This window comes from Morganella morganii, from assembly GCF_041099235.1.
GTDB classification, from domain to species: Bacteria; Pseudomonadota; Gammaproteobacteria; order Enterobacterales; family Enterobacteriaceae; genus Morganella; species Morganella morganii_E.
On the sequence record NZ_JBFZSO010000017.1, the window covers coordinates 12562 to 34894 of the forward strand.

At 53.7% G+C, this 22333-nt stretch carries 22 protein-coding genes and 1 riboswitch; of the genes, 8 read left to right on the plus strand and 14 right to left on the minus strand.

Translation table 11 applies throughout. The annotated features are described in order from the left end of the window. Positions 1–50 precede the first annotated feature (50 nt). Complete coding sequence (locus tag AB7038_RS17620; RefSeq protein ID WP_368890324.1) at positions 51–1364, plus strand: polysaccharide deacetylase family protein; 1314 nt, start codon at positions 51–53, stop codon at positions 1362–1364. Positions 1365–1413: 49 nt separating this feature from the next. Here the strand turns inward: AB7038_RS17620 and thiH are convergent, their stop codons facing one another. From thiH to thiC, 6 genes are read right to left on the minus strand one after another with little or no spacing between them, the layout of a single operon-like run. Continuing rightward, positions 1414–2541 carry a 2-iminoacetate synthase ThiH gene (gene thiH, locus AB7038_RS17625; RefSeq protein ID WP_025154579.1) on the minus strand — a complete coding sequence of 376 codons (1128 nt, stop codon included), beginning with the start codon at positions 2539–2541 and terminating at the stop codon, positions 1414–1416. Continuing rightward, positions 2541–3308: a thiazole synthase gene (locus tag AB7038_RS17630; RefSeq protein ID WP_036409151.1), complete on the minus strand. Its 768-nt coding sequence runs from the start codon at positions 3306–3308 to the stop codon at positions 2541–2543. The genes thiH and AB7038_RS17630 overlap by 1 nt, the downstream gene beginning before the upstream one ends. Before the next feature lie 2 nt (positions 3309–3310). Continuing rightward, positions 3311–3511, minus strand: a complete 201-nt coding sequence (gene thiS / locus AB7038_RS17635) for a sulfur carrier protein ThiS (protein WP_368890323.1) — start codon at positions 3509–3511, stop codon at positions 3311–3313. After that, a complete protein-coding gene (locus AB7038_RS17640; protein WP_369453725.1) occupies positions 3502–4260 on the minus strand; it encodes a HesA/MoeB/ThiF family protein in 759 nt (252 codons plus the stop codon). The genes thiS and AB7038_RS17640 overlap by 10 nt, the downstream gene beginning before the upstream one ends. Continuing rightward, positions 4250–4915 carry a thiamine phosphate synthase gene (thiE, locus tag AB7038_RS17645; RefSeq protein WP_368890321.1) on the minus strand — a complete coding sequence of 222 codons (666 nt, stop codon included), beginning with the start codon at positions 4913–4915 and terminating at the stop codon, positions 4250–4252. The genes AB7038_RS17640 and thiE overlap by 11 nt, the downstream gene beginning before the upstream one ends. Then, positions 4902–6851 (minus strand): phosphomethylpyrimidine synthase ThiC, encoded by a 1950-nt coding sequence (gene thiC / locus AB7038_RS17650; protein WP_369453726.1) that lies wholly within the window; start codon positions 6849–6851, stop codon positions 4902–4904. Before thiC ends, thiE begins: the two co-directional genes overlap by 14 nt. Before the next feature lie 118 nt (positions 6852–6969). Then, positions 6970–7089, minus strand: a riboswitch (TPP riboswitch). A gap of 255 nt (positions 7090–7344) precedes the next feature. Here thiC and AB7038_RS17655 point away from each other — a divergent pair. Further along, the gene (locus AB7038_RS17655; protein WP_368890319.1) at positions 7345–8922 is read left to right on the plus strand and encodes a methyl-accepting chemotaxis protein; all 1578 of its coding nucleotides are present in this window, start codon (positions 7345–7347) and stop codon (positions 8920–8922) included. Between the two features lie 67 nt (positions 8923–8989). Here the strand turns inward: AB7038_RS17655 and AB7038_RS17660 are convergent, their stop codons facing one another. The 6 genes from AB7038_RS17660 to AB7038_RS17685 are packed head-to-tail and all read right to left on the minus strand — an operon-like array spanning position 8990 to position 14291. After that, positions 8990–9664 carry an HAD family hydrolase gene (locus AB7038_RS17660; RefSeq protein WP_369453727.1) on the minus strand — a complete coding sequence of 225 codons (675 nt, stop codon included), beginning with the start codon at positions 9662–9664 and terminating at the stop codon, positions 8990–8992. Positions 9665–9673: 9 nt separating this feature from the next. Beyond that, positions 9674–10702, minus strand: coding sequence for an ABC transporter ATP-binding protein (locus tag AB7038_RS17665; protein ID WP_369453728.1), 1029 nt, complete (start codon positions 10700–10702; stop codon positions 9674–9676). A gap of 10 nt (positions 10703–10712) precedes the next feature. Further along, the gene (locus AB7038_RS17670; protein ID WP_368890329.1) at positions 10713–11477 is read right to left on the minus strand and encodes an ABC transporter permease; all 765 of its coding nucleotides are present in this window, start codon (positions 11475–11477) and stop codon (positions 10713–10715) included. 22 nt (positions 11478–11499) lie between these two features. After that, positions 11500–12393: an ABC transporter permease gene (locus AB7038_RS17675; protein WP_439958110.1), complete on the minus strand. Its 894-nt coding sequence runs from the start codon at positions 12391–12393 to the stop codon at positions 11500–11502. Further along, on the minus strand, positions 12386–13210 hold the full coding sequence (locus AB7038_RS17680; protein ID WP_368890316.1) for an alkaline phosphatase family protein: 825 nt from the start codon (positions 13208–13210) through the stop codon (positions 12386–12388). The genes AB7038_RS17675 and AB7038_RS17680 overlap by 8 nt, the downstream gene beginning before the upstream one ends. A gap of 10 nt (positions 13211–13220) precedes the next feature. After that, positions 13221–14291 (minus strand): ABC transporter substrate-binding protein, encoded by a 1071-nt coding sequence (locus AB7038_RS17685; RefSeq protein WP_369453729.1) that lies wholly within the window; start codon positions 14289–14291, stop codon positions 13221–13223. A 200-nt stretch (positions 14292–14491) separates the two neighbouring features. Here AB7038_RS17685 and nudC point away from each other — a divergent pair, with 200 nt between their 5' ends. The 6 genes from nudC (at position 14492) to AB7038_RS17715 (ending at position 18959) form a co-directional block, all read left to right on the plus strand. After that, positions 14492–15274: an NAD(+) diphosphatase gene (gene nudC, locus AB7038_RS17690; protein ID WP_029991326.1), complete on the plus strand. Its 783-nt coding sequence runs from the start codon at positions 14492–14494 to the stop codon at positions 15272–15274. Between the two features lie 92 nt (positions 15275–15366). Continuing rightward, positions 15367–16434, plus strand: a complete 1068-nt coding sequence (gene hemE / locus AB7038_RS17695) for a uroporphyrinogen decarboxylase (protein ID WP_024474623.1) — start codon at positions 15367–15369, stop codon at positions 16432–16434. Positions 16435–16468: 34 nt separating this feature from the next. Further along, positions 16469–17203, plus strand: a complete 735-nt coding sequence (gene nfi / locus AB7038_RS17700) for a deoxyribonuclease V (RefSeq protein WP_368890327.1) — start codon at positions 16469–16471, stop codon at positions 17201–17203. Between the two features lie 6 nt (positions 17204–17209). After that, on the plus strand, positions 17210–17800 hold the full coding sequence (locus AB7038_RS17705; RefSeq protein WP_004242272.1) for a YjaG family protein: 591 nt from the start codon (positions 17210–17212) through the stop codon (positions 17798–17800). Between the two features lie 182 nt (positions 17801–17982). Then, positions 17983–18255, plus strand: coding sequence for a nucleoid-associated protein HU-alpha (gene hupA / locus AB7038_RS17710; RefSeq protein ID WP_004242271.1), 273 nt, complete (start codon positions 17983–17985; stop codon positions 18253–18255). Between the two features lie 44 nt (positions 18256–18299). Then, positions 18300–18959, plus strand: coding sequence for a DUF1481 domain-containing protein (locus tag AB7038_RS17715; RefSeq protein ID WP_368890314.1), 660 nt, complete (start codon positions 18300–18302; stop codon positions 18957–18959). 25 nt (positions 18960–18984) lie between these two features. On the opposite strand, the gene purD is transcribed toward AB7038_RS17715, so the two are convergent. Further along, positions 18985–20268, minus strand: coding sequence for a phosphoribosylamine--glycine ligase (gene purD / locus AB7038_RS17720; RefSeq protein ID WP_369453730.1), 1284 nt, complete (start codon positions 20266–20268; stop codon positions 18985–18987). A gap of 16 nt (positions 20269–20284) precedes the next feature. Further along, complete coding sequence (gene purH / locus AB7038_RS17725; protein ID WP_368890312.1) at positions 20285–21874, minus strand: bifunctional phosphoribosylaminoimidazolecarboxamide formyltransferase/IMP cyclohydrolase; 1590 nt, start codon at positions 21872–21874, stop codon at positions 20285–20287. Between the last annotated feature and the right edge of the window lie 459 nt (positions 21875–22333).

Consider the following 22333-nt stretch of genomic DNA (forward strand, 5'->3'; position numbering starts at 1 on the left):
CTTTTTAAGGAGGGCTTTTTTGTGCAGTACAGCAGGTAAACGGGCATATTATGCGCAACGTATTGTTTATTTTTATGATTTTATTTTCTGTCACCGGTGTCAGCCGGGCGGCGGAAGTGCCTTCTGATTCTCAGGAATGGTTACTGAAAGATGAATCACCGGTACTGATCCAGGTAAAAAAGCCTCAGGTCATTTTTGCCCCGGTTGCCGGCGTGATGCAGGGTGTTGCGGAACTGAAGCCTGCACACGGCTTTTATATTTATCCGATGAAGGGTGAATTCCGGGAATTACAGTTTGGTAATGATCGTGGCTTTATCGGCAGTGAACAGCTGTCAGATAAAAAACCGAAAACCGTGCCGCCGCTGGATACGCTGAATGAACTCAATAATCCGATTTATGATTATCTGATAACCATCAGCAACACCCCTGTTTTCGGTACGCCGGATGATGAAAACACACCGGTGGCCACCCTGTTTGGTGATCTGCGTTATCCGGTGCTGGCCAAAATGGTCAGGGAAAACCGGGAAGGTGAAAAAACTGTCTGGCTGACTATCCGCCTGGCGGACAGACTGGCCTATATCCGTTTATCGGATGTGGAACTGGATAAAGGGATCCCGATCCTGACGTATCACCATATCCTGAAAGACAGTGAAAACAGGAACTTCCGCCATACCTCGACCACCACATCCGTTGAGGCCTTTAAGGCGCAGATGGATTATCTGAAGCAGGCCGGTTACCGGACGATTTCCCTTGATGATGTGGCCGGTTATCTGGCGAAGGAAAATAATCTGCCGGGTAAAGTGGTCGTGCTGACGTTCGACGATGGCCTGAAATCGGTTTACCGCTATGCTTATCCGATCCTGAAGCAGAATGATCAGAAAGCCACACTGTTTGTGATTTCCTCGCGGGTGAAATCAAAACCGCAGAAATGGGCACCGGACGGATTGCAGTTCATGTGCTGGCCGGAGCTGATGCAGTCACGGGATGTGTTTGATATTCAGTCACATACGCATTTTTTACATCGACTGGATAATCGCAAAAACCCGATTATTTTCAGCCGCAAAGAGCACACGATCCTGCTGGATTACCAGCGTTCGCAGCGCGTGCTGGCGAAACTGAACCCTGAGCAGCATTACCTGGCATATCCTTTCGGGGCATATAATCAGGATGCGATGGATGCAGCACAGCAGGCCGGTATGACGATGGCCGTCACCACCATTCAGGGGAAAGTCCGCCTCGGTGATAATCCGTATGCCCTGAAACGTCTGTATGCATTGCGTACCGACCCGATTGAGAAATTTGCCACCATGATTGGTAACAGTGGTCCGGAAGTGGTGAATAAGGATATTGTTGTCGACAGATAACAGAGAACATATAAAAAAATCAGGCCGGTATTCACCGGCCTTTCTTACCTTATCTTCCCAGATATTTATCCCAGTCCTTCCAGACCGGCTGAAGACCGGCGGCGAGCAGGGCATCGGCGACCTGCTGCGGCGAACGGTTGTCATGCGGGCTGAACTGCTCCAGTTCCGGATCATCCTCTTCGGCATAGCCGCCGGGCTGGGTGCGGGAACCGGCGCTGACCTGGTTTATCGCCACCGGCACCATATGATCACGGAAATACGGTGATTCGCGGGTGGATAGTGACAGCTCAATATCCGGCGCGAACAGGCGGAAAGCACAGATAAGCTGCACCAGCTCCGCTTCATTCATCAGGGATTCCGGCTCAATACCGCCCGCACACGGACGCAGGCGCGGGAACGAAATGGAATAACGGGTTTTCCAGTAGCGCTGGCGCAGATAGTGCAGATGCTCCGCAACCATATAGCAGTCCGTCCGCCACTGACCGGACAGGCCGATCAGTGCACCTAGCCCTATCTTGCTGATCCCGGCCTGACCAAGGCGATCCGGGGTTTGCAGCCGCCAGTGAAAATCCTGCTTTTTCCCTTTCAGGTGGTGCCGCTGATAAGTGCTCTCATGGTAGGTTTCCTGATACACCATCACACCGTCCAGCCCCAGTGTGCGCAGTTCGGCGTATTCCTCTGTCGCCATCGGCTGCACTTCCATCATCATGGTGCTGAAATAATCGCGGATCAGCGGGAAGGTTTCGCGGAAGTAATCCATCCCCACTTTGCGCTGATGTTCGCCGGTGACCAGCAGCAGGCTGTCAAAGCCGAGGGCTTTTATTGCCTTACATTCGGTATGGATTTCTTCCGGTGTCAGGGTTTTGCGCTTAATGTGGTTGCTCATGGAAAAACCGCAGTAAGTACAGTCGTTGGCACACAGGTTAGAGAGATAGAGCGGGACATACATCCCGACGACATGGCCGAAACGCTGCCGGGTCAGAGTCTGTGCTTTCTGCGCCATGATTTCGAGATACGGCCGGGCGGCCGGGGAGATCAGTGCCATAAAATCCGCAGTAGTCAGTGTGTCCGCACTCAGCGCCCGTTCAACATCCCGCGCGGTTTTACTGTTGAGTTGCAGGGTGAGATCATCCCAGTCCAGTTGCTGCCAGCGGTCGCTGAAGGTTTTTTCACTCATCACAGTGCTCCCAGGAATGAGGTCAGCGGGCTGGATGCTGAAGCCTGTTGCTGCTTCGGTGCCAGCTCTGCCTCCCGTGCCAGCAGCCCGGCCTCAATGGCCTGACGGAAGGCTTTTGCCATGGTGACCGGTGACCGGGCAACCGCCATCGCGGTATTGACCAGCACGGCATCCGCACCCAGCTCTATGGCTTCGAGGGCGTGACTTGGTGCACCGATCCCGGCATCAATCACTACCGGAACCGTTGCCTGCTCAATAATAATGCGCAGCATATCGCGGGTCTGTAATCCCTGATTAGAGCCGATAGGCGCACCCAGCGGCATAACGGCGGCGCATCCGGCTTCCTGCAACCGGCGGCATAGTACAGGATCCGCGCTGCAATAAGGCAGGACAACAAACCCCTCTTTCACCAGTATTTCCGCCGCAGCCAGGGTTTCCACCGGGTCAGGCAGCAGGTAACGGGCATCGGGGTGGATCTCCAGTTTGATCCAGTTGGTGCCGAGCGCTTCCCGCGCCAGCTGTGCGGCAAACACCGCTTCCCGGGCATTGTTTGCACCGGAAGTATTCGGCAGCAGTTTAATACCGAGTTCACGGAGCGGGGCGAGGATATCGTCATGTCCCTGAGAAAGATCGATGCGCTTCATTGCCATGGTGACTAACTGGCTGCCGGAGGCGGCAATCGCTTCCTGCATCACCCGGCTGCTGGTGTATTTCCCGGTGCCGGTAAATAAATGGGATGTAAATGTGGTATCTGCAATCGTCAGCATCATTAACCTCCTGCGATAGCCTGAAAAAGTAAAATCTGATCGCCGTCGCGGACAACGTGTTCTGACCAGCTGCCACGGACAACAATGGTCTGGTTTACCGCGACAGCAATACCTGTCACCGGGCGGCCGAGAAATGCCAGCAGTTCACTGACGGTGACGGGGGAATCAATATCCATCACCTCATCATTCACCGTTATGCGCATGCGGCTGCCTCCTGACACACCGGGCAGTCTGCCGCCCGCCGCAGCTGTAATGTGCTCCAGCTTTGCTGTCTGCCGTCGAAAAGGCGTAATTTTCCGTTCAGCGGGGAAAATAATCCGGCCAGCAATTTAATGGCTTCCAGCGCCTGGAGTGTGCCGATCACGCCGACAACCGGGCCGAGCACACCGGCAGTGCGGCAGTTGCGTTCCGGGATCACATCGTCCGGATAGAGGCAGCAGTAACAGCCGTGCTCAAACGGTGGCTGCAGTACCAGAAGCTGTCCGCTGAAACCAACCGCACTGCCGCTGACCAGGGTTTTTTGCTGCGTTACGCAGGCGGCATTGATAGCATGGCGGGTGGCCATGTTGTCGGTACAGTCGAGGACAATATCTGCTGTTTGTACAATGTGTTGCAGCGTTTTCCGGGTCTGACGTTCGGTGATCACATTGAGTGTGAGTGCCGGGTTCAGTGCCCGCAGACGTGCTGCTGCCGTACGGGCTTTATTGTCCGGTACATCGGCTTCGGTATAGAGGATCTGGCGCTGAAGATTGGAGAGGTGCACCTCATCATCATCAATCAGAGTCAGTTCACCGACACCGGCGGCGGCCAGATACAGTGCCGCAGGGGAGCCCAGTCCGCCGAGACCGGTGATCACCGCATGAGACTGTTTGAGTTTCAGCTGACCTTCCGGGCCGATATCCTCCAGCAGCAGCTGGCGGCTGTAGCGCATAAAATCATGATCATTCAGCATGGTTAACCTCCTGATATTCAGCGATTTCCCCGATCAGTGTCATCAGTTGCCGGGTGGCAGCCTGCCAGTCAGCGGCTTTGGTGATGGCGCTGACCACCGCAATACTGCCGACTCCGGTGGCAGCCACAGCGGGGGCGCGTTCAAGGGAAATACCGCCGATGGCGACCAGCGGGAAATCCGGCGTGGCGGCAACCTGGAGGGCTAAGTTTTCTAATCCCTGCGGGGATGAGGGCATGATTTTGGTTTGTGTCGGGAAAATATGTCCCAGCGCGATATAGGACGGACGCAGCACTTTGGCGCGCTGCAACTCGTTGTCATCGTGAGTGGAAATCCCGAGGCGCAGACCTGCCTGCTGAATCGCCCGTAAGTCAGCAATATCCAGGTCTTCCTGGCCGAGATGCACACCGTACGCGCCGTGCTTTATGGCAAGGCGCCAGTAGTCATTGATAAACAACCGCGCCTGATATTTTTTCCCCAGCACAACAGCGGTGCGGATCTGCTCATCCACCTGTGCATCGGTTTTGTCTTTGATGCGTAACTGAATTGTCCGCACACCGTATGCCAGCAGCCGTTCGATCCACACCAGCGAATCCACCACCGGATACAGCCCTAATTTATGTTCCGTCCGGGCAAACGGCGCGTCAGGCAGATTCATCGATACGCTCCTCTGCACTGTGATACAGCTCGCTGCCTTTGGCGCGGAAAGCGTCAGACATCTCTTCCATCCCGGCGGCGTAGTCGCGGACTTCCTGTGAGATTTTCATTGAGCAGAATTTCGGTCCGCACATGGAACAGAAATGCGCGACTTTGCCGGACGCCTGCGGCAGGGTTTCATCGTGGTAAGTCCGGGCGGTTTCCGGATCCAGCGCCAGATTGAACTGGTCTTCCCAGCGGAATTCAAAACGCGCTTTTGACATCGCGTTATCGCGGATTTGGGCTCCCGGATGTCCTTTGGCGAGATCAGCAGCATGTGCGGCGATTTTATAGGTGATAAGCCCTTGTTTAACATCTTCTTTGTTTGGTAATCCGAGATGCTCTTTTGGTGTCACATAGCAGAGCATGGCACAGCCGAACCAGCCGATCAGTGCCGCACCGATGCCGGATGTGAAATGGTCATAGCCCGGCGCGATATCGGTGGTCAGCGGCCCCAGGGTGTAAAACGGTGCTTCATGGCAGTGCTCCAGTTCTTCCGTCATATTTTTGCGGATCATCTGCATCGGCACATGGCCGGGGCCTTCAATCATCACCTGCACATCATATTCCCACGCAATTTTGGTCAGTTCGCCGAGGGTATGCAGTTCCGCAAACTGAGCTTCGTCGTTGGCATCCTGAATGGAGCCCGGACGCAGACCATCACCGAGAGACAGTGCCACGTCATAGGCCGCACAAATTTCACAGATGTCACGGAAGTGCTGATAAAGGAAGTTTTCCTGATGATGGGACAGACACCATTTCGCCATAATCGAGCCGCCGCGTGACACAATGCCGGTCAGGCGTTTTGCCGTCATCGGCACATAGCGCAGCAAAACCCCGGCGTGGATAGTGAAGTAATCCACCCCTTGTTCCGCCTGCTCCAGCAGGGTATCGCGGAACATTTCCCAGGTCAGATCTTCGGCCACACCGTTTACTTTCTCGAGTGCCTGATAGACCGGCACGGTACCGATAGGCACCGGGCTGTTACGCAGGATCCACTCGCGGGTTTCGTGGATATAGCGGCCGGTGGAGAGATCCATCACCGTATCTGCCCCCCAGCGCGTGGACCAGACCAGTTTCTCCACTTCTTCCTCAATGGAGGAGGTAACAGAGGAGTTGCCGATATTAGCATTCACTTTCACCAGGAAATTGCGGCCGATAATCATCGGTTCGGATTCCGGGTGGTTAATATTGGACGGGATAATGGCGCGTCCGGCAGCGACTTCATCGCGGACAAACTCCGGGGTGATATTATCCGGCAGATTGGCACCGAAATGCTGTCCCGGATGCTGTTGCAGCAGGACTTCGCCCCGGATGCGTTCACGCCCCATATTTTCGCGGATGGCGATAAATTCCATCTCCGGGGTGACAATCCCTTTCCGGGCATAATGCAGTTGTGTCACGCATTTTCCGGCTTTGGCTTTCAGCGGTGCCGGGCGGTTCGGGTAGCGCAGATGGTCAAGGCCGTTATCGGCCAGCCGGTCACGGGTAAAATCAGAACTCAGCTGTGTCACCGCTTCGGTATCGCCCCGTTCTGCAACCCATTGTTCACGCAGACGGGCAAGACCGGTGCGGACATCCAGTTTTACCTGCGGGTCGCCGTACGGCCCGGCGGTATCATAAACCGGCACCGGCTCGTTCTCTTCATACTGCGGATTGGCTTTATCGCCGCCGATCAGGGTCGGCGACAGGGCAATTTCCCGCATTGGCACCCGGATATCCGGGCGCGATCCGGTGAGATAAATACGGTAGGAGTTCGGGAAATTCACCCCTTTCAGGGTGCTGATATATTCCTCTGCCGCATCGCGCTGTTCACGGCGGGTACGGGCTTTGGACGGGGCTGCGGTTTCCGCGCCCGGGGAGAGATCAGTGGTATCAATACGTTGTTCACGGGACATAGCAAATTCCTTACAGTGAAACCGGCAAAACCGGAAGAAAAAGTGAGAAATTGCTTGTCTGGAGGTGCGTCAGGAGTAATGCGTGATAACCGGCTGCTGAAAAACGGCGGTTAAAAAAGAAAAGATTACTCTTGTTCCCTTCGCGGGTACTAACCCGATCAGGTTCCGCGGATCCCGAATTAACGGTCTCAGCCCGATTTATCACAGGGATAAATGCTGGGCACTCCGACAAGAAAGATTTCAGTATAAGAAGCTGCCCGGAAACTACAACCTTTTTATAACATCATTTATTTACCTGAAGCATTCCCGGTCATCCTCCCTGATATTCAGCGGTTACGCCGCTGCGGCTAAAGATAAAAAAAATTAAATTAAAACTGATAATTTCCGGTCAGTTGCCGATGTTTTCTGTCGGCGTGCCTTATTACGGCATATTAAGAAAAAACAATTGGTTATTTATTGGCCTTATTGATTGCTTTCTGCATCAGGAAAAAAGATGAATCTTAAAAATACGACGATTCGTGTCAGGTTATCTGTCACATTTGGTGTTCTGATCGCCATTCTGGCGCTGGTTTCCGGAATGGCGGTGATGAACCTGTATAAAGACAAAGAGATGTTCACGAATTACGTTAACGGGACATATGCACTTCAGGTTCAGGCGTATGAAGTCCGCCATGCGACGGAAGAGCGGGCTATCATGCTGCGGGATATGATCAATGCAACTGATAAGAAAGATAAAACAGAAGAACTGAACCGTTTTAAAGAAGAAGACGGGAAAGTCAGTAAAAGAACGCAGACGCTGCTGGATATGGTCAATGAGTTCGGCATGGATCCGCAGGGACGGGCGTTGCTTGATAAGATGATTGCAGATGAAAAACACTATGCCGCCGTGACCCGGGAAGTGCTTGAACTCGATCAGCAGGGACGGCATGAAGAAGCGATTGCGAAAATGATGGATGCCGAATATGCGGCATCGGATGCTTATATTCTGTCATTCCGTGCCAGCCGCGATCACGGCACTGAAACCGGTAATCAGCTTATTCAGGAATTTAATACGAATTATGAGCGCCAGAGCAATATTATTCTGGTGTTCGCGCTGCTGGCGTTAACGCTGGCGGTTGTCTCCGGGGTGATGATTATCCGCAATCTGACACGTGCTCTGGGTGCTGAGCCCGCACAACTGAAAGAAGTGGCTGAGCGGGTGGCCTCCGGTGATCTGTCGCCGTCCGATGAAACGCATCCGGTTCCGGACGGTAGTGTGCTGAGTACCCTGAAGGCAATGCAGAGGAATCTGGCCGGTATTGTCGGTACGGTGCGTAATAACAGTGACAGCATTGTGACCGGCACAATGCAGATAACCAGCGGTAATGCTGATCTGAGTCAGCGGACGGAATCACAGGCCAGCAGTCTGCAACAAACTGCGGCATCAATGGAACAGTTATCTGCCACGGTGAAAAGCAGTGCGGAGATTGCGGCAAAAGCGAATATGATGGCAGCGGAAGCCTCCGAAACGGCCCGTCACGGTGGTGAGAAAGTGGATTTGGTTATTCATGCCATGCAGGATATCTCAAACTCTTCCCGCACAATCACTGACATTATCGGCGTGATTGATTCCATTGCATTCCAGACCAATATCCTGGCACTGAATGCGGCGGTGGAAGCCGCACGTGCCGGTGAACACGGGCGCGGTTTTGCGGTGGTATCCGGCGAAGTCCGGACACTGGCACAGCGGAGTGCGCAGGCTGCCGGTGAAATAAAAAATCTGATTAATGCCAGCGTTGAGCAGGTGGATGCAGGCAGCAAGCTGGTGGCAGAAGCCGGTGAATCGATGCAGGTGATTGTCACTCAGACGCAGGGCGTCAGTCAGATGATTGACGAACTGACGCTGGCGGCGAATGAGCAGTCTCAGGGCATTTCGCAGGTCGGCATTGCGGTACAGCAGATTGATGAAGTCACACAGCAGAATGCCGCGCTGGTGGTTGAAAATGCCGCGGCAGCGGAAAGCCTGCATCAGCAGGCGGGTCAGCTCATGCAGGTTATGACTCAATTCAGACTGGGAAGCAGCGCCGCCTGATCCGGCTGATACCCGCTGACGTATCTCCGGCAGCGGGTATCATATTTATCAGTGACGGGCAGGAAGATCAGCCGTTTATTGTGTTTAATGACCACGTCAGCTGCATCCACCCCTGCTTTTCTGCTTCTGCCTGCAATACCGGGTCGGCGTTGACCGTCAGCACATCCGTGGCATAGCGGCACAGGGGTAAATCGTTGGCGGAATCGGTATAGAAAATCGTACGCTCCGGTAAAAACTGGCGAATATCCAGAAAGTTAGCCAGTTTTTCCACTTTCCCTTCCCGGAAGGTGGTGATCCCCTGCAATGCGCCGGTGTAGTGATCATCCCGGACTTCCAGCCCGATACCAAAGGCCAGATTCACACCCAGCATCTTCGCCACCGGTTTGACAATAAAATCGGCGGTGGCAGAAATGATGATCACCGGCACGCCGTGTTCTTTATAAAACGCGAGGGTTTTGACCGCATCCGGGTAGACCAGCGGGCGCACTTTGCTTTCGGTAAACTCAGCCACCCATTCATCAATTTGTGCAACGGTGGCATTACCCAACGCCTTCAGACTGAAGGCCATATACGCGGCCATATCCAGCTTACCGGTGCTGTAATCCGCCATCATCTGCTTATCTGCGGCAAGAAAGGCCGGATCAGTGATAATGCCTTTTTCCCACAGATAATCTGTCCATAACAGGCTGCTGTCCGCAGCGATTAAGGTGTGATCGAGGTCGAAAACCGCTAATGTTGACATGACGTTCCTTTAATTAACTGACGGGGCAAGAGCGCGGATTTCATTTTTATTGAACATCAGCTCCAGCTGAGTGCCCTGTTCAAACAACCGCTCAGAAGAGCGGTTCAGCAGATCCACGGTCAGTGCGCCCAGTCCGGTATCCACCTGATAACGAATAATATTGCCCAGTAACTGACTGTCACGGATTGTACCTGAAACCGGGTGAGAAATGTGTTCCCCGTACTGTCTTCCGGCCTCACGCACATAAATGGATTCCGGGCGGATCGCCACAATACCGCTGAGATTCAGGCCGAGCAGGCTGTTGGCGTTGTGTGCGCTGACCAGATTGTAATGCCCCATAAAACGCGCGACAAACTCATTGGCGGGCTGGGTGTAGAGGTTTTCGGCGGTATCACTCTGCACGATTTCACCTTTATTCATCAGGAAGATACGGTCAGACATCAGCATGGCCTCTTCCTGGTCGTGGGTAACAAAAATGGTGGTGAGGTTCAGTTCCCGCTGGATCTGACGGATTTGCTGACGCAGATGTTTGCGGATTTGCGCATCCAGCGCAGAAAGCGGCTCATCCAGCAGCAGGATACGCGGTTTCATCACCAGTGCCCGTGCCAGTGCCACCCGCTGACGCTGACCGCCGGAAAGCTGATGCGGCAGATGCTGTTCTTTCCCTTTCAGCCCCACCAGCTCAATCACCTCTGCAACGGCTTTTCGCTGTGCATCTTCCGGGACTTTCTGCATCTTCAGGCCGAAGGCAATGTTGCGTTCGGTGGTCATATTCGGGAACAGTGCATAGCTCTGAAACACCATACCGATTTCCCGCTGTTGTGGCGGAGATAAAGTAATATCCTGTTTATTCACATAAATTCTGCCGTCATTGACAGGCTCGAGCCCGGCAAGACAACGCAGCAGTGTGGATTTACCGCAGCCGCTCGGGCCGAGCAGGGTAATAAATTCCCCTTTGCTGACAGAAAAATTCAGACCGGAAAAGACCGGCGCGGCAGCAAAGGATTTTGTCAGGTTTTCAGCAATTACATAGCTCATCAGTAATTCCTCAGCGGCTTAAACGTGTCGCGATCAACGTCAGGATCAGGGTGAAAATAAAGTAGCTCATCACCAGGGCAGAGGTGAAATGCCCGCTGGTCTGGCGCATGTTGTAGAGGTAAATTTGCAGGGTTTCGTAACGGGTGCCGACCAGGATATTGGCAAACACAAACTCGCCGAACAGGAAAGAGAATGCAATCAGCAGTGACACCAGCAGCCCTTTGCGGATATTCGGCACCACCACCAGCAGAAACGCTTTAAAGGTACTTGCGCCGAGCAGATGGGCAGCATCCAGCAGATCTTTCAGCGGCACGCCGTTCAGGCTGTTGGCCAGCGCCCGGTACATAAACGGCAGGGTGATGGTGAAATAGGTACCGATCAGGATCCACGGAGTCCCTGCAATCGGCAGCGGCCCGTCAGCAAACAGCTGCAGTAAGCCGACAGAAGAGACAACCGGCGGCACGGCGAACGGCAGAATAATCAGGATCTCCATCAGCCCTTTCAGTCGCGGAAAGTAATAAAACACAGCAAACACCAGCGGCAGGATCACCAGGGTGCTGATGGCAAGGGTGACAAAACAAATAAACAGTGAGCGGCCGAATGCGGTAAGGAAACGCGGATCCTGCCACAGCTTCAGATACCACTGTAACGTCAGGCCGTCCGGCAGTACCGTGGCACCCCAGCGGGTGGAGAAGGAATACAGCAGGGTCGCTATAATCGGCAACAGCAGCAGGATCACAATCAGGCTGAGCATGATTTTGTGATAACGCGCCATGGATGGCGGATTAAGTGTGAGATCAGCACGTGGCATGGTAACTCCGTTTCAGCAGCCAGTGATAGACAGCAGTGATGAATCCGAGGATAACCATCAGCAGAACAGAAAGTGCCGCCGCCATATTCGGCTCCAGGAACAGATCGCCGGACACCAGGCTGGCGATACGGATGGTCACCATATTGTAGTTCCCGGTGGTCAGCGCATAAGTGGAGGCATAAGCCCCGGCGGCATTGGCAAACAGGATGATAAAGGTGCCGAGCAGCGCCGGAGAGAGCACCGGCAGCGCGACATAGCGCCAGTAGGCGAGGCGACCGGCTCCCATGGTTTTGGCGGCATCTTCCCACTCCGGTTTCAGTGCATCAAACGCCGGATAGAGCAGCAGGATCCCCAGCGGGATCTGAAAATAGAGGTAAATCAGCATCAGCCCGGCGGCGCTGTAGAGATTGAAATCCTCAATCACCCCCCAGGCTTTCAGTTGCAGAGTGATGGCTCCGTTGACGCCGAGAATGATGATGAAAGCGAACGCCAGCGGCACACCGCTGAAATTGCCGGTCATATTGGTAAATGCGATCAGCCAGCGGCGCGGACGCGGCGGGGCGTGCTGTAAGGAAGAGGCGAACAGTGCGGCGAGGATCAGCCCGCCGACTGCCGATACCCCGGAAATCCACAGGGTATTTTCGAAGGACTGAATATAAAAAGGGCTGCTGAAGATTTCGGTAAAGTTACCGAATGACCAGGCATCTTCATACACAAAGCTGTTGATAATCACCCATAACATCGGCGCAAGCTGGAAAAGTGCGAACAGCAGCGCGGCAGGGAGCAGTAACAGCATCGGTTTCAGCGGCAGACGGCGTGACAGGGGGCGGGTATGTTGCTTACTTTTCATCGCGGTCAGCTCCGGCAGAATATCAGCCATGTTGCGTCTCCCGCAGCAGGCGCGGTACAGCGGCTTTGTTGTGTCCGCTCAGGCCGAGCAGCCGGCAGATGGTGCCGCACAGTTGTGTCTGCTGCACCGGGATATCCGCCTCGTGAGAAAAAGCATCACCGGCAACAAACAGCGGGACGGTGCGTTCTTCATCCAGAATCCCGCCGTGAGAGTGATCATTGTTCATGCCGTGATCACTGGTCACCAGCACCTGATAACCGGCCTCCAGCCACGCAGGCAGATACGCGGAGAGCAGGCCGTCTGCACGGCGGGCACTGTTGCGGTACTGCTGTGAATCGACACCGTACTTATGACCGGCATCATCAATATTCATCGGGTGAATAAGCAGAAAGTCGGGGTGGTATTGACGGCGCAAATATTCGGCATCGAGAAATAAATGATCATCAGGATAATGATCCACCTGATAAAAACAGCCGTGTTGTATCGCAAGTGAATCATCGTGAGTGAAACGGTCACGAACTGCATCAAACGGGGCGCGGTTATACAGCTCACTGACCCAGTGATAAGCGGCGGCAGCGGTGGTTTTTCCGGCTTTTTGTGCGAGGGAAAAAATACTGTCGTTGTGTGACAGGCGCACCACCTGATTGTGCACCACGCCGCTGTCAACCGGGCGCACACCGGTCAGAATACATTCATAAAGCGGGCGGGAGAGCGAAGGCAGTTCACAGCTCAGGCGGTACAGTGTGGCGTCCCCGGATTCGGCTAACCCCTGCATAAAGCCCATGCAATCATGGGCTGTGCGGTAGTTTAAGCCATCCAGAACAACCAGGATAACTGGGTTATTCATTGTCATTCCGTTAATTCATGTTGATGATAACGTTCTGCTGCCACAGTTTCGGCAACTGGCGGGAGGTTTTTTCCCAGCCGTCAAAATCAGTAATTGGTTTTGCTTTGCTGTACTGGGATTCCGGCAGCAGTTTGGCTTTGATATCGTCCGGCAGGGTCAGGTGTGCGGCGCGGATAGGGCGGGCATAGCCTTCGGCCAGATTGAGCTGTCCTTTATCACTGAAGATAAATTCACGGGCCAGCTTGGCGGCGTTCGGGTTTTTCGCATATTTGTTGATGATGGTAGTGTAACCGGAGGTGACCGAGCCGTCAGACGGGATCACCACGGTAAAGCGTTTGGCATCAATCTGGTCGCGGTAGTTAAGGGCGTTGAAATCCCACATTACCGCCACTTCCACTTCTCCTTTTTCCAGGTTTGCCACACTCGGGTCATTCAGGGATAAACGTTTCTGTTTGGCGAGATCGGCAAACAACTCAATGGCAGGCTGAATGTTGGTTTCATTGCCGCCGAGAGCAAAAGCCGCGGACAGCACGCCGCTGTTGGCCTGCGCCGCGATACCGACATCACCGATTGTCACACGGTAATTACCGTTGCGCAGATCGGCCCAGCTTTTCGGCTGTTCTTTGACAAGATCATTATTGATGATAAATGCAATGGTGCCGGTATAGGCCAGTGCCCAGTTACCGTCTTTATCTTTTGCCCAGTCCGGGATCTGATCCCAGGTGGTCGGTTTGTAAGGCTGCACCACCCCTTTCTGAACGGCGACAGGGCCGAAGGCGGCACCCACATCCCCGATATCTGCGGTGGCATTACTTTTTTCAGCGGCAAACTTGGCAATTTCCTGAGCGGAGCTCATATCGGTGTCCTGATGGCGGATGCCGTAGAGTTTTTCAAGATCAGCCCAGGTGCCTTTCCAGTTGGCCCAGGTATCCGGCATCCCGACGCTGTAAACCACGCCTTCTTTTTTGGCGGCGGCAATCAGTTCTTCTGGAATGGTATTTTGCCCGGCAGAGAACGCAGAAAAAGAGGCGGAAACAGCAACGGCGGTCAGTAATATTTTGGCAGCAGGAAAACGTGTCATAAAACCCTCGTCAGTTAACTGATTCAGTATCAGTGGTGAGGCTAGGGTATGACGCGTTTGTGACAGGCAACTGACACCCGTGTGACACTTTTCTGACAACCGGGTGACAGGGAAATGCATGCCCCGTTATGCCGAGTATTCTCCCCGCAAACGGAGTATGATTTAATCCATTATTATTTCATTAACATGATGTCTCTATTATGCAGCAGATTTTAACAGGCAATGAAACCGGCTACTGGGTGATCAGCGCGGATAACCGCGTCTGGCTGCCGGAAGGACAACTGCCGGAGGGCAGTGCGGCACAATGGATGCTGACCGGGAAACCGGCGGTACGTATCGGGGAGTGGCAGGGACTGCCGGTCTGGCTGATCCGCGAAAAAATGCGTTCCGATATGTGTTCGCCGCGCATTATTGCCGCAGAAAATGACGATCTCTTCAAAATGGCCGGACGCGGCGTGCAGCTGGCGGAGTTCTACCGCTCGCACCGTTATTGCGGCTATTGCGGTGCGGCGATGAAATACAGTGAAAGTGAGTGGGCGTGTCTGTGTGACAGCTGCCGCGAGCGTTACTATCCGCAGATAGCACCGTGTATTATTGTCGGCATCCGCCGTCATGACTCTATTCTGCTGGCACAGCACCGCCGCCATAAAAGCGCGCCGCTGTTCACCGTGCTCGCCGGGTTTGTCGAAGTCGGCGAAACCCTGGAAGAAGCCGTTGCCCGTGAGGTGATGGAAGAGAGCCGGATAGAGATTCAGAATATCCGTTATGTTTCCTCGCAGCCGTGGCCGTTCCCGCACTCGCTGATGATGGGCTTTCTGGCGGATTATGCGGATGGTGAAATTCATCACGATCCGTCAGAACTGCTCAGTGCAGACTGGTACCGCTATGATAATCTGCCGGTTATTCCGCCGCCGGATACCATCGCCCGCCGTCTGATAGAAGATACAGTCGCACTGTGCCGTCAGGATGACGAAGACGCGTAACACTGCCCTGACCCCGGGCGGCAGGCGTGCTACAATGGGTTTTATTCAGGACGTCAATACGTTACGCGGCCAACAACTTTTTGGAGTCTGTCATGAGTGAACTGAAAAACGACCGCTATCTGCGGGCATTACTGCGTCAGCCGGTGGATGTCACCCCCGTGTGGATGATGCGCCAGGCCGGGCGTTATCTGCCTGAATATAAAGCCACCCGCGAACAGGCGGGGGATTTTATGGCACTGTGCAAAAACACCGAACTGGCCTGTGAAGTCACCCTGCAACCCCTGCGTCGTTTTCCGCTGGATGCGGCCATTCTCTTTTCCGATATTCTCACCATCCCTGATGCGATGGGTCTCGGGCTCTATTTTGAAACCGGTGAAGGGCCGCGCTTTGTGCATCCGATCCAGAATGCCCGTGATGTTGAAAAATTGCCGGTGCCGGACCCGGAGCAGGAACTCGGTTATGTCATGAATGCCGTGCGCGCCATCCGCAAAGCCCTGAATGGTGATGTGCCGCTGATTGGTTTCTCCGGCAGCCCGTGGACACTGGCAACCTATATGGTGGAAGGCGGCAGCAGCAAAGCCTTTACCAAAATCAAAAAGATGATGTACGCCGAACCGCAGACCCTGCATCTGCTGCTGGATAAACTGGCGGACAGCGTGATCCTCTATCTCAACGCGCAGATTAAAGCCGGTGCACAATCCGTGATGATCTTCGACACCTGGGGCGGCGTGCTGACCGGGCGTGATTACCGTGAGTTTTCACTCAATTACATGCACAAGATTGTCGATGGCCTGATCCGCGAAAATGACGGCCGCCGTGTTCCGGTCACGCTGTTCACCAAAGGCGGCGGACAGTGGCTGGAAGCGATGGCAGAAACCGGCTGTGATGCGCTGGGGCTCGACTGGACCACAGATATCGCGGATGCCCGCCGCCGGGTCGGTAATAAAGTGGCGTTACAGGGTAATATGGATCCGTCCATGCTTTATGCATCACCTGCCCGTATTGAAGCGGAAGTGGCATCTATCCTCGCCGGCTTTGGTCAGGGCGAAGGCCATGTGTTCAACCTCGGACACGGCATCCATCAGGATGTTCCGCCTGAGCATGCCGGTGCATTCGTTGAATCTGTTCACCGCCTGTCAGCCAAATATCATCAGGGCTGATCACTGACAGACCACGGAGGTCACCATGACAGCCATCGACACCCGCGCCCTGAAAGCCAGGCAGACGGAACTGGCACGGCTGGTCAGTCTGCAGGATGTGCCGCTTAATCCCCGCTATATCGCGGGGGTGGATATCGGCTTTGAGGACGGGGGAAACGTCACCCGGGCTGCTGTGGTGATCCTCACCTGGCCTGAACTGGAGGTGGCGGAGTATCAGACCGCCCGTATTCCCACCCAACTGCCCTATATTCCGGGGCTGCTTTCCTTCCGTGAAATTCCCGCCGCCCTTGCCGCGTGGGAGAAACTGACCTTAAAACCGGATCTGGTGCTGGTGGACGGCCAGGGCCGTGCCCATCCGCGCCGTCTCGGCGTTGCCGGTCATCTCGGGGTGCTGCTGGATTTACCCGCCATTGGTGTGGCCAAAAGCCGGTTATGCGGCACGTTTGAACCGCTGGCGGAAGAGGCTGGTGCACAGTCGCTGCTGACAGACAAAGGAGAGCCGCTCGGCTGGGTCTGGCGCAGCAAAAACCGCTGCAATCCGCTGTTCATTTCACCCGGTCATCATATGAGTATTGACACCGCACTGACCTGGGTAAAAGCCCTGACGCGCGGCTATCGCCTGCCTGAACCGACCCGCTGGGCTGATGGTATTGCCTCAGATCGAACATTTTTTGTCCGGTTGAAACAGAAATTTCCCGATTTTCCACGTAAAGATGTGGATATCACGGATTTTCAGGTAAACTGCGGCTCACATCAGAGTAACGAGTAAAGCGGAATGTTAAAGAACCCGATCCACTTACGGCTGGAAAAACTGGAAAGCTGGCAGCATCTTACCTTCACAGCCTGTCTGTGCGAGAGAATGTACCCGAATTATGCCGTTTTTTGTCAGCAGACCGGGTTTACTGATCCGTCGCTTTACCGGCGTATTCTGGATCTCATCTGGGAAGTCCTGACCGTCAAAGACGCAAAAGTGAACTTTGATAATCAGCTGGAAAAGCTGGAAGACATCATCCCTGATGGAGATGACTATGATATCTACGGTGTGTATCCGGCGATTGATGCCTGCGCGGCACTCAGTGAGCTTATCCATACCCGCCTGAGCGGGGAAACACTGGAGCATGCTATTGCGGTCAGTGAGATTTCAGTCGGCACTGTCGCGGTACTGGAAATGACACAAGCCGGACGCGAAATGTCCGACGACGAATTAAATGAATTGCCCGCAGTTGAAGAAGAGTGGGACATTCAGTGGGAAATTTACCGCTTATTGGCCGCCTGCGAAGAGCGCGATATTGAGTTGATAAAAGGCTTGAAATCCGATCTCCGGGATGCGGGGATCAGCAATATTGGCGTTAGTTTAGGCGATTAAATCAAAAAACGTGATTTAAGCCTATAAATGCCGGTGTTAAAGGCTTCACAATTGCCCCGTCTCTGGTCTACAGTGGGGGGCGAAAAGAAGTGGCTATCGGGGCGCGTGTATCAGGGCTGTCAAAAGGCACATCCGACGCACTCGATGCTTTGCAAACGATAAACACACTGTAAGGATATTTTATGAATAAGACTCAATTGATTGATGCTATCGCAGAAAAAGCAGAGCTGTCTAAAGCACAAGCTAAAGCAGCGCTGGAATCAACTCTGGCGGCCATCACTGACTCTCTGAAAGAAGGCGATGCTGTACAATTAGTTGGCTTCGGTACTTTTAAAGTTAACCATCGTGCAGAGCGTACTGGCCGTAACCCGCAGACCGGTAAAGAAATCAAAATTGCAGCAGCAAACGTGCCTGCTTTCACTGCCGGTAAAGCACTGAAAGACTCAGTAAAATAATTGCGTTGCAAAAACAGATTGATAGAGGGGGATTTCGTCCCCTTTTGTTGATCAGACAGGGGCTGCTTGCACTGGGCTTTGGCTCATTGCTCAGCGCCTGTTCTGTTCAGCCTGACCTCCCTCCCTTCAGCGCGTCCGGTTATATCGCGGACGACGGCGCTGTCAGAATGTGGCGTCTCAACGCCGACAACCAACCCCGTGTCCTGATGAGTGTTTTCAGTCCCTACCGCAGCGGACAACAGACCGTCGTCACCGTTTATGAATACCGCAGAGGCCAGCTCTGGCAGATCCGTGCAGAATATCTGGGCGATAACGGCTTTTCTGAACAGATACGGCTGGATCACGAGGGCAATACCATCTTTATGCAGCGTGATAAAGACGGGCATAAATCCCCGCTGACCGCAGATGAAATCACACGGATGACCTTTGTGGCTGACAGACAACTGATGCTTAACAGTGCACTGGTGGTTGGTGATATCCGGCTGAAACAGGGGCAGTGGCGTGACAGCTATGTCACGGATTGTCAGGGTAATAAATCCTACATTGAGTTTGATGCGGAAACAGAACAGTTCCTGGCGAAGCGTCAGCGCAGCAGCGCATCACCTATCTACATTGCATGGCTGGATTCACCGGAAGGACGGGAAATTCTGCTGGCGGCAAATGATAACTTCTGTAAATGGGAACCTACGGAAGATTCACTGTAAATCTCCCGCAGATTATTAACGCTGTTTACTTATTCAGGCGGTCAATGGCGCGGTAACCGATATCACTGCGGCAAAATGCATCATCCCAGTGAATGTGTTTCAGTGCGGCATAAGCCTGTTTCTGCGCCTGAGCAATATCCTCACCCAGTGCAGTCACACACAACACCCGGCCGCCGTCAGTTACAACCGCACCTTCTTTCAGCGCCGTTCCGGCCTGGAAAACTTTGCAGTCTGCTTCCTGAACATCCAGTCCGCTGATCACATCGCCTTTGCGGTAATTACCCGGATAACCACCGGCTGCCATCACCACACCAAGCGCCGGACGCGGATCCCACAGCGAGGTTTTTCCCGCCAGTTTTCCCTGTGCACCGGCAAGGCAGAGTTCAACCAGGTCTGACTGTAACCGCATCATAATCGGCTGGGTTTCCGGGTCACCAAAGCGGCAGTTAAATTCAATCACTTTAGGCTCGCCGTGTTCATCAATCATCAGCCCGGCGTATAAAAAGCCCTGATAGGTGTGACCTTCCGCCGCCATACCTTCAACGGTCGGGTAAATCACTTTTTCCATTACCCGCTGATGAACGGTATCGGTCACCACCGGTGCCGGGGAGTAAGCGCCCATGCCGCCGGTGTTCGGCCCGGTGTCATTGTCACCGACCCGTTTGTGATCCTGGCTGGTCGCCATCGGCACCACATTTTTACCGTCCACCATGACGATAAAACTGGCTTCCTCACCGGTCAGAAACTCTTCAATCACAATGCGGTGTCCGGCATCGCCGAAAGCATTACCGGCCAGCATGTCATGTACCGCGTCCTGTGCTTCTTTCAGGGTCATGGCAACGATCACGCCTTTACCGGCCGCCAGGCCGTCAGCTTTGATCACCACCGGTGCACCGGTTTTGTCCAGATAAGCCAGTGCCGGTTCAACCTCAGTAAAGTTCTGATAGTCCGCTGTCGGGATATGGTGACGCGCCAGAAAATCTTTGGTGAATGCTTTGGAACCTTCCAGCTGCGCGGCGCCTTTGGTCGGGCCGAAGATAGTCAGGCCGGCTGCATTGAATGCATCGACCACACCCAGCACCAGCGGTGCTTCCGGGCCGACAATCGTCAGGCCGATATTATTGGCGCGGGCAAAGGCCACCAGACCGTCAATATCTGTCGCGCTGATATCCACATTGGTCAGGTTGGGTTCCTGTGCGGTACCGGCATTACCGGGCGCGACATAAACATTGGCTGCCAGCGGGGATTGTGCGGCTTTCCAGGCCAGCGCGTGTTCGCGTCCGCCATTACCGATAATCAGGATATTCATAAGTCAGCTCCGGGTATTAATGACGGAAATGGCGCATGCCGGTGAAAATCATCGCGATATTGTGTTCGTCTGCCGCCGCAATGACTTCATCATCACGGATAGAGCCACCCGGCTGGATCACACAGGTAATACCGACGGCAGCCGCCGCATCAATCCCGTCACGGAACGGGAAGAACGCATCGGATGCCATGGCGCATCCCGCTACTTCCAGCCCTTCGTCACCGGCTTTGATCCCGGCAATTTTCGCGGAGTAAACACGACTCATCTGACCGGCACCCACACCGATGGTCATATTATTCTTTGAATAAACAATGGCATTGGACTTAACAAACTTCGCCACTTTCCAGCAGAACAGGGCATCTTTCAGCTCCTGCTCTGTCGGCTGACGTTTGCTGACCACTTTCAGGTCAGTATCGCCGACCATTCCGAGATCGCGATCCTGCACCAGCAGACCGCCGTTCACCCGTTTGAAATCAAGGGCGGCAACCGGATGCTGCCACTGACCGCAGGTCAGCACGCGGACATTCTGTTTTGCCGCGAGAACCGGCAGCGCATCTTCCGCGACTGACGGGGCAATAATCACTTCCACAAACTGGCGTTCGGTAATTTCTGCCGCAGTTTGGGCATCCAGTTCACGGTTAAACGCGATAATACCGCCGAAAGCGGAAGTCGGGTCAGTTTTAAAGGCGTTGTCATAGGCGGTCAGTAAGGTATCAGCAACGGCCACACCACACGGGTTGGCGTGTTTGACGATTACGCAGGCCGGTTTATCAAACTGTTTCACACATTCAAGGGCAGCATCCGTATCCGCGATATTATTATAAGAGAGGGCTTTACCCTGTAACTGCACTGCAGTACTGATGGACGCTTCCTGAATATTCTCTTCTATATAGAAGGCGGCATTCTGATGGCTGTTTTCGCCGTAGCGCATGTCCTGCTTCTTAATAAAGTTGAGATTCAGGGTACGCGGGAACTGACCGGAAGGCTGAGTGGTATCGCCGAAGTAGGGTTTTACTTTCTGACCGAAATAGTTGGCGATCATGCTGTCATAAGCCGCTGTATGCTCAAAGGCTTTGATGGCGAGATCAAAACGGGTATCGAAACTCAGGCTGTTTTGTCCGGCATCCATCTCGGCAATGATATTGCTGTAGTCACTGCTTTTTACCACAATCGCCACATCTTTATGGTTCTTCGCGGCGGAGCGCACCATAGTCGGCCCGCCGATATCGATATTTTCAACCGCGTCTTCCAATGTACAGCCGGATTTTGCCACGGTTTCCGCAAACGGATAGAGATTCACAACCACCATATCAATAGCGGAAATCTGATGCTTCGCCATAATCTCATCATCTGTGCCGCGGCGGCCGAGGATCCCGCCGTGTACTTTCGGATGCAGGGTTTTGACACGTCCGTCCATCATTTCCGGGAAACCGGTGTAATCGGAGACTTCAGTCACCGGCAGACCGGCGTCAGCCAGCAGGCGGGCAGTACCGCCGGTTGATAACAATTCAACACCGCGGGCGGAAAGAGCCTGAGCAAATTCAGTGATGCCGGTTTTGTCAGAGACACTGAGCAGGGCGCGACGGATAGGGCGAGGCTGTTGCATGAGTTTGGATCCCTTGAATTCAACGAATAAATGACAATAGGTTGCAGGTGAAATCGGTGTATCTCATAAGATTTCAAAACCCGGAGTAAAAAGCAACGGTACACGAATGCAGCAGATTGTAACGCAAACGTTTGCGTGTTGCTTGTGAATTTTGTGATTTTTTACCATCTGTGGATAACTTTGTGTGTAACCCGGTATAAGCAGGGGTTTTGCTGGGGAATGCAGCAAACAGTCAGAAAATCGAAAATTAACACTTGTCTTCTGAAATCGACTCCCTATAATGCACCTCCACTGACACGGAACAACGCGCTAACACGCGGTCCGGCAGGAAAAAAGAGAACGGCAGATAAAAAATTATTGCTTGACTCGAAGGGGCTGGAAACGTAATATACGCAGCCTCGCAACAACGCAGAAGACCGGCAACGGCAGCGAATGTTGCAACTGCTCTTTAACAATTTA